Annotated in this window: 16 protein-coding genes; 15 read left to right on the top strand and 1 reads right to left on the bottom strand. The window is 68.4% G+C overall.

Annotated elements, in window-relative coordinates; genetic code table 11:
* Positions 1-13: 13 nt before the first annotated feature.
* From DM992_RS31095 to DM992_RS31155, 13 genes are all read left to right on the top strand, one after another.
* Positions 14-424, top strand: coding sequence for a biopolymer transporter ExbD (locus DM992_RS31095; RefSeq protein WP_027780971.1), 411 nt, complete (start codon positions 14-16; stop codon positions 422-424).
* 4 nt (positions 425-428) lie between these two features.
* Positions 429-1127: a TonB family protein gene (locus DM992_RS31100; RefSeq protein WP_111019968.1), complete on the top strand. Its 699-nt coding sequence runs from the start codon at positions 429-431 to the stop codon at positions 1125-1127.
* Positions 1128-1219: 92 nt separating this feature from the next.
* Entirely contained in the window at positions 1220-3034 is a 1815-nt protein-coding gene (locus DM992_RS31105; RefSeq protein WP_111019969.1) for a putative porin, read from the top strand.
* 12 nt (positions 3035-3046) lie between these two features.
* A complete protein-coding gene (locus DM992_RS31110; RefSeq protein WP_111019970.1) occupies positions 3047-3724 on the top strand; it encodes a hypothetical protein in 678 nt (225 codons plus the stop codon).
* 59 nt (positions 3725-3783) lie between these two features.
* The gene (locus tag DM992_RS31115; RefSeq protein ID WP_111019971.1) at positions 3784-4374 is read left to right on the top strand and encodes a YbjN domain-containing protein; all 591 of its coding nucleotides are present in this window, start codon (positions 3784-3786) and stop codon (positions 4372-4374) included.
* Positions 4371-4835 (top strand): hypothetical protein, encoded by a 465-nt coding sequence (locus tag DM992_RS31120; RefSeq protein WP_111019972.1) that lies wholly within the window; start codon positions 4371-4373, stop codon positions 4833-4835. Before DM992_RS31115 ends, DM992_RS31120 begins: the two co-directional genes overlap by 4 nt.
* An 89-nt stretch (positions 4836-4924) precedes the next feature.
* Entirely contained in the window at positions 4925-5815 is an 891-nt protein-coding gene (locus DM992_RS31125; RefSeq protein WP_111019973.1) for a peptidylprolyl isomerase, read from the top strand.
* A gap of 8 nt (positions 5816-5823) precedes the next feature.
* The gene (locus DM992_RS41930; RefSeq protein ID WP_162631771.1) at positions 5824-6699 is read left to right on the top strand and encodes a hypothetical protein; all 876 of its coding nucleotides are present in this window, start codon (positions 5824-5826) and stop codon (positions 6697-6699) included.
* 46 nt (positions 6700-6745) lie between these two features.
* Entirely contained in the window at positions 6746-7129 is a 384-nt protein-coding gene (locus DM992_RS31135; protein ID WP_111019975.1) for a hypothetical protein, read from the top strand.
* A gap of 76 nt (positions 7130-7205) precedes the next feature.
* Positions 7206-8621: a Do family serine endopeptidase gene (locus DM992_RS31140; RefSeq protein ID WP_111020499.1), complete on the top strand. Its 1416-nt coding sequence runs from the start codon at positions 7206-7208 to the stop codon at positions 8619-8621.
* Between the two features lie 130 nt (positions 8622-8751).
* The gene (locus tag DM992_RS31145; protein ID WP_204356147.1) at positions 8752-9234 is read left to right on the top strand and encodes a YbaB/EbfC family DNA-binding protein; all 483 of its coding nucleotides are present in this window, start codon (positions 8752-8754) and stop codon (positions 9232-9234) included.
* 97 nt (positions 9235-9331) lie between these two features.
* Positions 9332-9811: a type 6 secretion system effector deamidase TecA gene (gene tecA / locus DM992_RS31150; protein ID WP_111019976.1), complete on the top strand. Its 480-nt coding sequence runs from the start codon at positions 9332-9334 to the stop codon at positions 9809-9811.
* A 288-nt stretch (positions 9812-10099) separates the two neighbouring features.
* Entirely contained in the window at positions 10100-10993 is an 894-nt protein-coding gene (locus tag DM992_RS31155; protein ID WP_111019977.1) for an IclR family transcriptional regulator, read from the top strand.
* Positions 10994-11086: 93 nt separating this feature from the next.
* Here the strand turns inward: DM992_RS31155 and DM992_RS31160 are convergent, their stop codons facing one another.
* Positions 11087-12166, bottom strand: a complete 1080-nt coding sequence (locus DM992_RS31160) for a porin (RefSeq protein WP_111019978.1) — start codon at positions 12164-12166, stop codon at positions 11087-11089.
* 447 nt (positions 12167-12613) lie between these two features.
* On the opposite strand from DM992_RS31160, the gene DM992_RS31165 reads away from it, so the two are divergent.
* Together DM992_RS31165 and DM992_RS31170 are read left to right on the top strand one after the other, a co-directional pair.
* Complete coding sequence (locus DM992_RS31165; RefSeq protein WP_027789384.1) at positions 12614-12931, top strand: non-heme iron oxygenase ferredoxin subunit; 318 nt, start codon at positions 12614-12616, stop codon at positions 12929-12931.
* Position 12932: 1 nt separating this feature from the next.
* Complete coding sequence (locus DM992_RS31170; RefSeq protein WP_034180372.1) at positions 12933-13244, top strand: recombinase-like helix-turn-helix domain-containing protein; 312 nt, start codon at positions 12933-12935, stop codon at positions 13242-13244.

The raw sequence follows: 13244 nt of genomic DNA on the forward strand, positions 1-13244 counted from the left end.
GCAGGAGACCACCATGCAGGTTCAGGACGACGACAAGCCGTACGACGACATCAACATCACGCCGATGCTCGACCTCGCGTACGTGCTGCTGATCATCTTCATCATCATGACGACCGCGTCGGTGCAGGGCATCAAGGTCGACCTGCCGAAGGCGAGCTCGTCCGCGAGTCTCGCGAAGCCGAAGACGAAGGCGATCACGGTCGCCGATTCGGGACAGGTCTTCCTCGACGCATACCCGGTGACGATGGACGAGCTCGAGAGCCGGCTGCGCACCGAGAAGGCGACCAACCCGGAATTCCCGATCGTGCTGAAGGGCGATGCGGCCGTGCAGTACCAGAAGGTCATGGACGTGCTCGACCTGCTGCGCCGTCTCGACCTGTCGCAGGTCGGGCTCGTGACCGGCAAGGCGAAGCAGGGCGGCTAGCGCGATGGAAATGACCTATAACGGCGGCCCGCCGCAGAAAGGCCCCGGCCGCTTCGTGAAGCCGGTTGCGATCGCGCTCGTGCTCGCGGGGCTGGCCGCGCTGATCTGGCGTTTCGCCGGCGATACCGCGGGCGTGAAGCGCGTGAGCGCGCCGCAGGTAACGACGGTGATTCCGCTGCCGCCGCCCCCGCCCCCGCCGAAACAGAAGCCGCCGCCCGAAAAGGTGAAGGAAGAGGTCAAGACGCCGGTCGACCGGCCGACGATCGCGCCGAAGCCGTCCGAGGCGCCGAAGCCGTCGGACAACCAGCCGAAGCAGATGACGATGAATGCGCCCGCGCAGGCCGGCACCGACAGCTTCAACATCGGTGCGGGCGACGGCTCGGGGATGATCGGCAGCGGCGGGGGCGGCAAGTTCGGCAATGCGAGCTACGCGCAATACATGGTGTACGTGCTGCAGCGCGCGATCGAACAGGACAAGGGCGTGCAGGAGGCCGGCGGTGCGCGCTTCGCGGGCAGCCTGAACCTGTGGATGGATGCATCCGGGCGAATCACGAAGGTGACGGTCGTGCAGTCGACCGGCGACGCGAAGATCGATGCGGCCGTGGTCGCGGCGGTCGAGGCGCTCGGCAGGGTCGACGAGGTGCCGCCGCCCGCGACCGCGTATCCGGTGCTCGTCAGGCTCCAGGGGCGCAAGCCGGCATGACGACGCGTGCGCGACACGGCGAATCAATCATGGGGCGGCGCCGTTGCACGGACGCTGCCGGAAAAGAAACGAAAATTGTTCGGAGTGCTTCGATGATTCGGAAGATGGACGGATGGGGTGTGGTGCCCCGCAACGGCGTGCTGCCCGCGCGCCTGTCGCGCGTCGGCGCGGCGGTGCTGACGCTCGGGCTGACGTGCGCGTCCGCCGCGCACGGGCAATCGCTCGAGGCGCAGGCGGCATCGGGCAAGGCCGCGCCGACGGAGAGCGTGGTGATCAACCTGATCAACCTGCTCGTCAAGCGCGGCGTGCTGACGCAGCAGAATGCGAACGAGCTGATCAGCGAGGCGCGCACGGAAGCCGTGCAGGCGAGGGCCGCGCGTGGGTCCGGTGCGCCGGTGGCGGCCGGCGCCGCCGTGGTCAACCCGCCGACGCAGCCGGGCGACGTCGCGGTGCCGTATGTGCCGCAGCTCGTGCGCGACCAGATCCGCGACCAGGTGAAGCAGGAAGTGATCGCGCAGGCGAAGGCCGAGAACTGGGCGCAGCCGAACACGTTCCCCGACTGGGTGTCGCGCATCAAGCTCGACGGCGACCTGCGCGTGCGTGACGAATACCACTTCTACGGCAGCCGCAACGCGAACAACGTGACGAACTTCGCGGCGATCAACCAGGGCGGCGGATTCGACATCAACCCGAACACCAACACCACGCAGCTGCCGACGCAAAACACCACGCAGAACCGCAACAACCTGCTGCGCTACCGCGCGCGGCTCGGCGTGACGGCGACGCTGTCCGACGAAATGATCGCCGGGATCCAGCTCGCGAGCGGCAACGACAACGGGCCCGTGTCGACGACGGCCACGGCCGGCGGCGGCTTCGCGAAGAAGAATATCTGGCTGAACAAGGCGTTCTTCGCGTACCGGCCGACGCCGTGGCTGAACCTGACGGCCGGCCGCTTCGACAATCCGTTCTTCAGGTCGGACCTGGTGTTTTCCGACGACCTGATGATGGACGGGCTCGCCGCAAACCTGCTCCATGCGCTGCCGTGGAATCCCGACGTCACGCTGTTCGGCACGCTCGGCGTGTTCCCGATCCAGTACACGAGCGAGAACTTCCCGTCGAACAGCACCGACAAGGCCGGCAGCGACACGAAGTGGATGTTCGGCGCGCAGTTCGGCGCGGACTGGAAGATCGATGCGAAGAACCGGCTGCGCGGCGCGGTCGCGTACTACGATTTCCAGAACATGCGCGGCACGCTGTCGTCGCCGTGCGCGCTGTATCTCGGCGCGACGAGCTGCAACACCGACAACGAGGCGCCCGCGTTCATGCAGGGCGGCAACACGCTGATCGCGCTGCGCAACATCGTGCAGAACCCGAACCTCGCACCGGGGATGACACCTCAGCCGCAGCTCTTCGGGCTCGCATACAACTACCGGCTGCTCGACCTGAAGGCGCAGTGGGATACGGTGGTGGCCGACCGCTTCAAGCTGCGCCTGGACGGCGAATACGTGCGCAACCTCGCGTACAACGACAACAAGGCGTTCGCGGCGGCGTCGCTGCCGGTCAACAACTACGAATCGACGTCGGTGAACGCGACGCGTGCCGACTATCGCAGCGGCCCGAACGGCTTCCTCGCGAAGGCGACGATCGGCGAGCCGGAGCCGCGCGAGAAGGGCCAGTGGAATTTCTCGATCGCGTACAAGTACCTGCAGCCGGACGCCGTGCTCGACGCGTTCAACGACCCCGACTTCCATCTCGGCGGCACCAACGCGCGCGGCTACGTGATAGGCGCTGCATACGCGGTCGCACGCGACACGTGGGTGTCGGCCCGCTACCTGAGCTCGAAGGAAGTGTACGGGCCGCCGGTATCGATCGACGTGCTGCAGATCGAGCTCAATGCTCGCTTCTGACCGGAGCCGCGAATGAACACCACCTATCGCACGATGCTCGCGGCCGGTGCGGCCGCCGGGCTGCTGCTGGCGGCCGGCGGCGCGCACGCGCAGAGCATCGAGGACAAGCTGCGCAGCCAGTTGCGCTCGACCGTGCAGGAGCTGCGCCAGTTGCAGGACAGTCAAGCGCAATTGCAAAGCGACAAGGCGGCGGCCGAGAAGCAGCGCGACGACGCGCTCGCGCAACTGAAGGCGTTGCAGGGGCAGCTAGCGGCGGCGCGCGGCGATTCGGGCGCCGAGGCGGCCGCGAAGCGCGCGCTTGCGCAGGAGCGCGCGGGCCGTGAGCAGGACGCGAAGTCGCTGGCGAAATACAAGTCGTCCTACGAGGACCTGCTCGCCGTGTCGCGCGCCCGCGATGCGCAGCACACGCAGCTGCAGAAGGACATTGCCGCGCGTGACACGCAACTGAAAACCTGCCAGGCACACAATGCCGAGCTGTATCGCGTGGGGCACGAGATTCTCGACGCGTACGAGCATGTCGGGATCGGCACGTTCTTCTCGTCGCGGCAGCCGTTCGCGCAGTCGGCGCGCGTGAAGTATGACGATCTCGCGCAACGCTACGGCGATGCGCTGTATGCGGGCAAGTACGACCCGTCCGCACGTCCGGCCGCTGCGGCAGCTGCGTCGGCCGCACCGGCGAGCGCGCAGTGAGCGCACGGCCCGAAGCCGCGCTTGAACCGACCGATTCACTGAATACGGAGAAGACATACATGCAAGACAAGCAACCGAACGCCGGCGACGAACGCGCGGCACACGATGAGCCGATCGAGGCGATCAGCGCCGAGCGTCTCGCCGACGTGCTGCGCCGCGCGGGCTACCGCGTGACGGCCGCCGAGCAGAACGGCACGGTGCAACTGATGAGCGCGAGCCAGGGCATCGGTTTCGCGGTGCGCTTCGGCAACCCGGCCACGGCGCTCGTGCGGCAAGGCGTCGATGCACCGGCCGCGACGCTTCCGTATATCGACTACACGCTGTCGTGCGTGCTGCAGGTGCAGGGCGAATTGCCGGCCGAACTCGTCGCGGACTGGAACCGCACCAAGCGCTTTGCGCGTCTCGCGAGCCACGGAGCGTTTCTCGCGCTGGAGATGGACGTCGTCGTCGCGGGCGGCGTTTCCGAGCGCTACCTGCGCTCGACGATCGAGCTGTGGGACCGGTTGATCCAGGAATTCCTGCTGCACCTGCGCAACCGGCCCGCGATGGCCGAGCAGGAAGCGGCGGCGCGTGCGGCGGCCGGCGAACCGGTGACGGCTCCGTCCGAGGCTACGGCTACGGCTGCACGCGAGGCCGCCGCGCAGTCATGAACACCGCGAGCGGGAGCACCGGCCGCCGTAGCGCCGGCCACCGGATCGCCGCCGCGCTGCGCGCGCTGCTGCTGCCGCATGGCCGGTCCTCCGAGCGCCGGCCGGTGCCGACATCCGCCGCCGACGCGCCCGCCGCGTGGGTGATGTATGCGGAGGGCGTCGCGCAAGGGCTGCGGGCGGTGCTCGACGGCGACGAGGCAGCCGTGTGCCGGCTGCGCGCCGACCTCGGGCGCTGGGCCGACCGGCTCGCCGATACCGGCGACGATGAGCCCGTGCTGCCGGTGCGCGCATGGCTCGACCGGCGCGGGCGCGTGACGCGGGTCGACAGCGCGCCGGCCAGCGATCCTGCGGTCGACGCGGCGCTGCGCGACGCGCTGGTGGGCCGCGTGGTCGGCACGGCGCCGCCGAACGGGATGACGCAGCCGATCGTGATGCGCGTGACGCTGACCGGTATGCGCTAGCGCGGGACGGCGAGGAACGGAACGACGCGGACACCGTGCGACGGACGGTGTCCGCGATTCAAAAAAGCAATCGAGAGGGCTGTCGAATCATGATGACGAAAGTGAAGACGCTGGCAATGCTGGCAGGCAGTCTCGTGCTGAGCGCGCCGCTCGTCGCGCACGCACAGGACGACGTGATCGCGAACGCCGCACAGGCGTCGGTCACGCAGGCCGACATCGCGGGGCTGTTGAGGACGGTAGGCGCCGAAGTGCGCGAACGCCTCGCGGCCGACCCCGCGACGCTGGACCAGATCGTGCGTTCGACGCTGGCGCAGAAGGCGGTGCTGGCCGAGGCGAAATCGAAGGGCTGGGACAAGCAGGCGCAGGTGCAGGCGGCCGTCGAGCAGGCGCAGCGCGACATCGTCGTGCGCAGCTATCTGACGTCGGTGAACGCACCGCCGGCCGACTATCCGTCGGACGCGGAGATCCAGTCCGCGTATGACGGGAACCGTGCCGCGTTCACCGCGCCGCGCGCGCTGCACGTCGCGCAGATCTACATCGCGGTGCCGCCGAACGCGGATGCCGCGACGCTCGACAAGGCGCGCAAGCAGGCGGCCGATCTCGCGAACCGCGCGCGCAGCGGCGATTTCGCGGCGCTCGCGAAGGCGAATTCGCAGGACAAGGCGAGCGCCGCGAACGGCGGCGATCTCGGTTTCGTGCCAGACCAGTCGATGCTGCCGGCCGTCCGGCAGGCGGCCGACGCGCTGAAGCCAGGCCAGGTCTCCGCGCCGATCCGGACGCCGGCCGGCTTTCACGTCGTGAAGCTGATCGACGTGCGTGCGGCCGCGCCGCGTCCGCTGGCCGACGTGAAGGAGCAGTTGCGCGCGATGCTGCGCGCGCAGCGCACGCAGCAGAATGCGCAGGCGTATCTCGCGAAGCTGGCCGCGAACGCGCCGATCAACGAAGACGCGCTGAAGAAAGCGCTCGCGTCGGCCCGGTAGGCACGCTCATGGCACCTGTCCGTTCGACGCCGCGCGTCGCGGCCCCCGACGCGCGCACGCCGGCGCGGCGTGGCCCGGCCGCCGCGTCCGACCGTCCGCGCATGCCGAAGGCGAACCCGTGGCCGGGCCGGCCCGGCGAATGGCCGACGCATTGTCCGCTTTGCTTCGGCGCGCTGGAGCCGTTGCCCGGCGCGGGCGGCTATGCGCGGCACCGCAGCGCGCGGTGCTCCGCGCAGTGCGTGCTCACGACGCGCCAGTATCAGCCGGACGAGCCGACGATACGCGGCGCGCGCGACGCGCAGGTCGCCGCGCTCCATCGCGAGCGCTTCGTCGCGCAGTGGCCGCGTCATTACGCGTTGATGCGGCGCGTGTGGCCCGCGCTTACGATCGGCCGCTTCATCGCGGTGATTGCCTGCGTGGACGTCGCGGATCTCTGGTCGTATCGGATGCTGCGCGACGACGATCTCGCGGCCGTGCTGCTCGTGCTGGCCGGCTTCCTGCGCGTGCCGGATGCGTCGGGCGTCGATACGTCGGGCGTCGATACATCGGGTGTCGATGCGCCGGGCGCCGACGCGCCGGCCGGCGATGCGCGCGCGCCCACGGTGCGCTGGGTGCGGTTCTGGTTCGACGCGAGCGTGCGCGACGTCGGCGATCTGTGGACGGCCGGCAGCGACGCGCCGCCGCTTTTTCGCGTCGACTATCGCGAGCCGCTCGTCACGCCGTATCCGACCGGCGCGCAGGTGCATGCATGGCGGCCGGTCGACGGCATGCGCGATGCATGGGCGCAGCACGCCGATGCGCATGAACGGGCCGTCGACGTGTCCGATCGCGCGGCGTTCGAGCGCTTTCTGGCGCGTGCGCAGGCGTCGGGTGCGAGCGTGTGAGTGCGGCGCCGCGAGTGCGATGAAGCCATCACCGAAGGAGCTGCGGATGAAGATGCGACGAAATGGAATCGCGACGATCGTCTGCCTGCTGCTGGCGGCCGGCGCACACGCACAGGGCGGCCACGCGGCGGCGAGTGCGGCCATGCCTGCGCCGGCCGGTCCGGGTTCGGCCGCGAAACCGGTGTGCGTCGATGCGGAAGTCGACGGCAAGCGCGCGCTGTCGTACGACTGCCTGAGCCAGCAACTGAAGCCGAAGGCCGAACCGCAGGCGGGCGCATCGCAGGCGGATTCGGAGCGGCTGTCGAAGCAGCCGTCGAACCGTCTTGGCACGTTCAACCTGTCGACCGAGCGGAATCGCTTCGGCTCGAACTGGGGCCGGTCGGTGACGCCGCAGCGGCCCGATGCGCCGGTCGCGGTGCCGCCGAAGTGATGCAGGCGGCCGGCCGTGCGGCGTGGGCATCGACGTGCCGGCGGCGCTCCGGCGCAGACCGACGAGGATCAACGATATGAAGGCGGGCAAGCACACGGGTCGGGCGGCGGTGTTGCAGGCGATCGCGGGTGTGCTCGCGCTCGCCTGCGCGTGCTCGACGGCGCAGGCTGCGGAGCGATCCGCGCAGGCGGGGGCCGCACCGCCGACCGTCGCGCTGCCGAACTTCGCCGCGCTGGTCCGGCGTGTCGGCCCGGCCGTCGTCAACATCAGCGTCACGCGCGAAGTCACGCAGATGGGCATCCAGTTGCCACCGGGCATCGCGCCCGATCATCCGCTCGCGCCGTTTCTCGCGCGGCGTGTAATCGGCAACCGCGAGGAAGCGAGCCTCGGCTCCGGCTTCATCGTCAGTGCGGACGGCGTGATCCTGACCAATCGGCACGTAGTCGGCGACGCGACCGACATCGACGTGAAGCTGACCGACAAGCGCCAGTTCAAGGGGCGCGTGATCGGCAGCGATCCCGTGTCCGACGTCGCGGTGATCCGCATCGACGCGCACGACCTGCCGGTCGTCGAGACCGGCGACCCCGCACGCACGGAGGTCGGCGACTGGGTGATGGCGATCGGTTCGCCGTACGGGTTCGCGAACACGGTCACGCAGGGCATCGTCGGCGCGAAATCGCGCTCGCTGCCCGGCGAGCGCGCGATTCCGTTCATCCAGACCGACGTGCCGATCAATCCCGGTAATTCGGGCGGCCCATTGTTCGACCTCGGCGGCCGCGTGATCGCGATCAACTCGATGATCTTTTCGAAGACGGGCGGTTATCAGGGGCTCGCGTTCGCGATTCCGATCGACATCGCGCTCGACGTGAAGGACCAGCTGCTGCGGACCGGCAAGGTCACGCGCGGCCGGCTCGGCGTGGCCGTGCAGGAAGTGAGCCAGGCGCTCGCGCGTTCGTTCGGCCTCGCGAGCCCGGACGGTGCGCTGATCACGATGGTCGAGCCGGACGGCCCGGCCGCGCACGCGGGCCTGCGGGCGGGCGACGTCGTGCTCGCGGTCGACGGCAAGCTGGTCGCCGAATCGGCGGACCTGCTCGGCACGGTCGCCGGCATGCGTGCCGGGCGGCAGGCCGACCTGCTCGTGTGGCGCGCGGGCCGGGCGATGCACGTGGTCGCGACGGTCGGCGCATTCGACAGCGGCACGGCGTCGGCCGGTGGCGAGCAAGGGCCCGCGCGGTTCGGGCTCGCGCTGCGCGCGGCGACGGAGCCGGAACGCCGGCGGCTCGGCGTCGGCCAGGCGCTCGTCGTCGAGCAGGCGAACGGCCAGGCTGCCCGCGCGGGTTTGCAGCCGGGCGACATCGTGCTGTCGGTGAACGGCAAGCCGGTCGCGAGCATCGGCGCGCTGATGACCGAGATCGACGCCGCGCACGGCAACGTCGCGCTGCTGGTCCAGCGCGGCGGCACGCGGCTGTATGTGCCGATCGAGATCGGGTGAGCGGGCACAGCCGGGACGCACGAAGGCAACGCGAGAGCAGTGCGAGAGCAGTGCGAGAGTAGCGCGAATGACTGCGCGAATGGCCGCGCACGAAACGGCGCGCGGGCGATTCATCGAAACGGGAGGCGGGATGAAGCGAATGCAGGAGTGGGGCGCATCCGGATGGATGCGGGCAATCGTCGTCGCATTTGCGCTGGCCGTGTGTGCCGCGCCGGCCGCCGCGCAAATGGCCGACGTGCCGCAGACTTGGATCCGTTACGGGCAGCTTGCCGGGCAGCAGTTCCAGGCGTGGCTCGAGGCGGACGGCGACGCGGCCGACCGGTTGCACCGCTATCTCGAAGCGCGCGTGCTGAACGCGAGCGCCGATGCGCCCCCGCCCGCGATCGTCGTGCGCGCGTGGATCGGCGCGAACGGCGCCGTCACGCACGTCGAATTCGCGTCGCTGGGCGATCCCGACGCGGACGCGACGCTGCGGCAACTGCTCACGGCCGGCGGCCCGCTGGCCGAGCCGCCGCCGCCCGACATGCTGCAGCCGTTGCGCGTGCGCCTGCGGCTCGCGCCGAATCCCGACGCGGCGGCCGCCGCACCGGCGTCGGCGGCGCGCGCGCCGTGACGCCCGGGCCGGCTGCCGTCGGCGGATATCGTAATAAGATATGAGGTTATTGCGTTGGCGGGACGACGATGCCCTTCTTCCTCAAAAGGACCTACCCATGCAACTGACCCAGTTGGGCGGCCATGTCGCCCAATCCGGCTTCGCCGAAAAGCAGAAACATGCGCAAGCGCTGATGTACGGCATGGCCGACATCAACGAGTACGTGTCCGGCGGCGTCTGCTATGACGCCGCGGCCTATGTCAGGTACCTGCTGCGTGGCGACGCGATGATCGCGCCCGGTACGCTGCTCGACACGATCGGTCAGCACTGGAGGACGCGGTTCAACTTCGAGACCGGCGATCAGTGGGACGGGCGCGCCAGCATTCCGGCGGGAACCGCGGTCGGTTTCTCCCGCGGCGGCAATGTCTTTCATGCCGCGATCGCGGTCGGCGGCAGCCGGATCCGGGCCGTCAACGGCGGCCGTCTGGGTAGCGGATGGATGTATGCGGTTGACCTCTCCCGAGTGCTCGAGCGGGATGCGGCCGGCGGCTTTACGTACGACCGCGCGAACATCCGGGTCCACCTGTCGCGCCTGTAGGCGACGCGGCGCCGGACGCCGCGCCGCTCGCCGTCTTTCAGCCGCCCGAAGCGGGCAAGGGCCGGGCGGCCGGGTTCCCGCCGTTCGGCGATTTCCGCATGGCGCCGCGCTGTCCATCGCTGCTATCCTCTCGACCGTGAATGACTCTGCATGGGGTCGCGGATGCGCATGCTGCGTCGCGGCGAAGCGCGCGGGTGCGAGCCTGCGCGCGCGCTGGAGTAGCATGACTGAATATCCACGACGATCCATGACCTGTTTCGTGACTGATTTCCTTCCGTCCATGTCCACATGGTCAAGACAACGATGAGCGACGCACCCGATCCTGCCGCCGCCGGCGACGACGAACCGTCCGGCGGCGCCTCGTCCTATCTGGTGCCGGGGCTCGAACGCGGGCTGCGGATCCTCGCCGAATTCTCGGCGCGCGAGCCCGTGCTCGGCGCGCCCGAGCTGTCGAAGCGCATCGGCATTCCGCGCACGACCACGTTCCGCCTGCTGCAGACGCTCGAGGCGCTCGGTTTTCTCGAGCGCGTGAACGGCGACCGCTATTTCCGGCTCGGCGTCGGCGTGCTGCGGCTCGGCTTCGAATACCTGAACTCGCTCGAACTGACCGATCTCGGCGCGCCGGTGCTCGAAAGGCTGCGCGATTCCACCGGCTTCTCGACGCACCTGCTGATCCGCGACCAGCGCGACGTGGTGTTCGTCGCGAAGGCGCAGAGCAATACGTCGATGTTCGGTTCGGTGAAGGTGCATGTCGGCACGCGCCTGCCCGCGCATGCGACCGTGCACGGCCACGTGCTGATGGGCGACCTGACGCGCGACGCGCTGCGCCAGCTCTATCCGGAAAAGCGGCTCGAACAGTTCACCGAGCGCACGCCGGGCACCGTCGACGAACTGTACGAACGCGTGCGCCATTACGCGCGGCTCGGTTATGCGGTCAGCGAGGCGGCGTTCGAAAGCGGCATCTCGGCCGTGACCGCGCCCGTGCGCGATCATTCGGGTTCGATCGTCGCGGCGATCACCGCGACGGTGCCGCGCTCGGAGATCGGCGAGGCCGGCGAGAAGGAGCGGCTCGTCGAAGCCGTGTGCGGTGCGGCGGTCGACCTGTCGCAGCGCCTGAACTATCGTCCGCTCGAAAGCGACCCGACATTCGCGCACGCGCGCCACAAGGTCGCGATGTTCTGACGTACAGGCGGCGCGACGCGCCCGGCATCGCAAAAAGCAAGAGCGGCCCGCGGGCCGCTCTTGTCGTTTCGGACGCCGAACGCGTGAAACCGCTCAGAACGAGTGGTGGATCCCGGTGAGCACGATCACCTGGTTCGCGGTGCTCGATACGCCGGCTGTGAAGAACGCGGCTTTCGCGCCGCCCGACCCGTGCTCGTACAACACGTTCGCATAGAGCTGCGTGCGCTTCGACAACGCGTAGATGTCGCCGAGCTCGACCTGCGTCCAGCGGCGGCCGGCGAGCGTCGTGGTCGCCGCGCCGCCCGCGATCGTGTTGAACGCGCTGCTGCGGTAGTTCACGCCCGCGTCATAGCTCCGGAACGTATCCGAATAGCCGTTCGACTGCATCTTCGTGCGCGTGTACAGGCCGTGCACGAGGAAGTCGCCGAACTGGTACGACGCGCCCGCGCCGATGTTCTCGACCTTGTTCGCGAGATAGCCGTTCGCGGTGTTCTGCCCCTGGAACGAAGCGATACCCGTCTGGCCGATCAGGATCGAGCGGTCGTGTTCGTTCGAGTAGACGGCCGACGCCTTGAACGGCCCGTTCGCATAGTTCAGCGCGACGCCGACCGACTTGCCGGTCGAGAAGTTCGTCGTGTTGCCGAGCGCCAGCGTCGCCGCGGCCGAGAAGCCCGCATAGGTCGGCGAGCGGTACTTCACCGAATTGTTGTACGGCACGTTGCCGGTCGCGGCGAGCCCGTCGATGTTGCCGGGGTGGAACGCGTACCAGCTCAGCGCAAGGTAGGCCGTGCTGAGCGGATCGAGATAGTCGAACGACAGCGGCGTCTGGCGGCCGAGCGTCAGCGTGCCGTAGCGATCCGAGCTCAGGCCGACAAACGCCGCACGGTTCCAGATCGTGTTCGCGGTCGCGAACTGGCCGTTGTTCGTATAGAAGCCGTTTTCGAGCTGGAAGATCGCCGACAGGCCGTCGCCGAGGTCTTCCTTGCCCTTCAGGCCCCACCGATCGGGCTGCGTATTGCCCTGGATCATCGCCCACTTCGCATGACCGCCGACGTTGTTCACGTACGCGACGCCCGCATCCAGGCTGCCGTACAGCACCACGCTGCTCTGCGCCCACGCGCCCGACGCGGCGCCCAATCCGATGACTGCTGCTGCTACCGCATGCTTGACCATTTGATCTCCTGACTCTCCAACCTGATGAAAACGTGCCGTGGCGGCATGCGCGGGGACGGCCGGCCGTCACGCGTGTTCCACCGCCGGGTGGGCATTCCATATGTTCCATATAAGGAACAGTGTGCCTCTGATGGAATGGAGTATAGAGGCGTCAAGCGCGTGATCAAAAATAAATTTTTCGGGACGGATGGGTTCCCGGACGATGCTCGGCACTGCTGCGCGAAGCCCGTAAAAAGGGCATAACTCCCCGCTACAAAACAAAAAATCACATTTGATGGGATGGGCGCGCGCAATGGTTGACCCGTCGGTCGGTGTTTTCCCTAGGGCATGCAGCTTTTTGTTTTACTCGTGGAAAGTCGCTCCTATAATCACCATCCATAAACTGACGTTCCTAATATGGAACAAGAAAGGAACAAACCGAGAGTCGATCAGAAGGAAGGGTGTGAGATGTCTGAACAATGGATTTGCGCCGGACATGCCGGCGCGCTGTCGGAAGACACGCCGATCGAGTTCAAGCGGACCGACGGCGTCGAAATCGGGATCTACCGCGTCGGCGACGACGTGTATGCGCTCGAGAACGTGTGCCCGCATGCGTACGCGCTGCTGACGCAGGGGTTCGTCGACGAAGGTACGGTCGAATGCCCGCTGCACGAGGCCGTGTTCGACATCAGGACGGGCGAATGCCTGAAGGGTCCGGGCGGACGCGCGCTGAAGCAGTACGCGGTGCGCCTCGCCGGCGAGGAAATCCAGATCAAGGTGGAATGACATGAAAGAAGCGACCGTCAACTTCAATCCCTTCCTGAAGCCGTGGGTGGCGCCGCAGCCGAACAACGTCGCCGGCAAGGGGCAGATCGAGATCCCCGGTCAGGTCGAGAACCGGATCTGGCAGAACCGCAAGGCCGAGCCGACCCAGTACGAGAACGACCTCGGCGATGCGCTCGAACGCGTGTTCGAAGCCGGCGCGACCGAGCTGGACGACGTCGTCGCGGGCCTGAACCGCATCGGCTTCCGCGCACCGGACGGCACGCCGTGGACACCCGAGCGCTTCCGCGCCGAAATGGCCGCGCTCGCGGAATGA

The organism is Burkholderia sp. JP2-270, from assembly GCF_003233675.1.
Lineage (GTDB): Bacteria > Pseudomonadota > Gammaproteobacteria > Burkholderiales > Burkholderiaceae > Burkholderia > Burkholderia pyrrocinia_C.

Bases quoted from the DNA above. Each gene is read 5' to 3' on its own strand.
- DM992_RS31095 (WP_027780971.1), top strand. From the start codon at position 14: ATGCAGGTTCAGGACGACGACAAGCCGTACGACGACATCAACATCACG.
- DM992_RS31100 (WP_111019968.1), top strand. From the start codon at position 429: ATGGAAATGACCTATAACGGCGGCCCGCCGCAGAAAGGCCCCGGCCGC.
- DM992_RS31105 (WP_111019969.1), top strand. From the start codon at position 1,220: ATGATTCGGAAGATGGACGGATGGGGTGTGGTGCCCCGCAACGGCGTG.
- DM992_RS31110 (WP_111019970.1), top strand. From the start codon at position 3,047: ATGAACACCACCTATCGCACGATGCTCGCGGCCGGTGCGGCCGCCGGG.
- DM992_RS31115 (WP_111019971.1), top strand. From the start codon at position 3,784: ATGCAAGACAAGCAACCGAACGCCGGCGACGAACGCGCGGCACACGAT.
- DM992_RS31120 (WP_111019972.1), top strand. From the start codon at position 4,371: ATGAACACCGCGAGCGGGAGCACCGGCCGCCGTAGCGCCGGCCACCGG.
- DM992_RS31125 (WP_111019973.1), top strand. From the start codon at position 4,925: ATGATGACGAAAGTGAAGACGCTGGCAATGCTGGCAGGCAGTCTCGTG.
- DM992_RS41930 (WP_162631771.1), top strand. From the start codon at position 5,824: ATGGCACCTGTCCGTTCGACGCCGCGCGTCGCGGCCCCCGACGCGCGC.
- DM992_RS31135 (WP_111019975.1), top strand. From the start codon at position 6,746: ATGAAGATGCGACGAAATGGAATCGCGACGATCGTCTGCCTGCTGCTG.
- DM992_RS31140 (WP_111020499.1), top strand. From the start codon at position 7,206: ATGAAGGCGGGCAAGCACACGGGTCGGGCGGCGGTGTTGCAGGCGATC.
- DM992_RS31145 (WP_204356147.1), top strand. From the start codon at position 8,752: ATGAAGCGAATGCAGGAGTGGGGCGCATCCGGATGGATGCGGGCAATC.
- tecA (WP_111019976.1), top strand. From the start codon at position 9,332: ATGCAACTGACCCAGTTGGGCGGCCATGTCGCCCAATCCGGCTTCGCC.
- DM992_RS31155 (WP_111019977.1), top strand. From the start codon at position 10,100: ATGGTCAAGACAACGATGAGCGACGCACCCGATCCTGCCGCCGCCGGC.
- DM992_RS31160 (WP_111019978.1), bottom strand. From the start codon at position 12,166: ATGGTCAAGCATGCGGTAGCAGCAGCAGTCATCGGATTGGGCGCCGCG.
- DM992_RS31165 (WP_027789384.1), top strand. From the start codon at position 12,614: ATGTCTGAACAATGGATTTGCGCCGGACATGCCGGCGCGCTGTCGGAA.
- DM992_RS31170 (WP_034180372.1), top strand. From the start codon at position 12,933: ATGAAAGAAGCGACCGTCAACTTCAATCCCTTCCTGAAGCCGTGGGTG.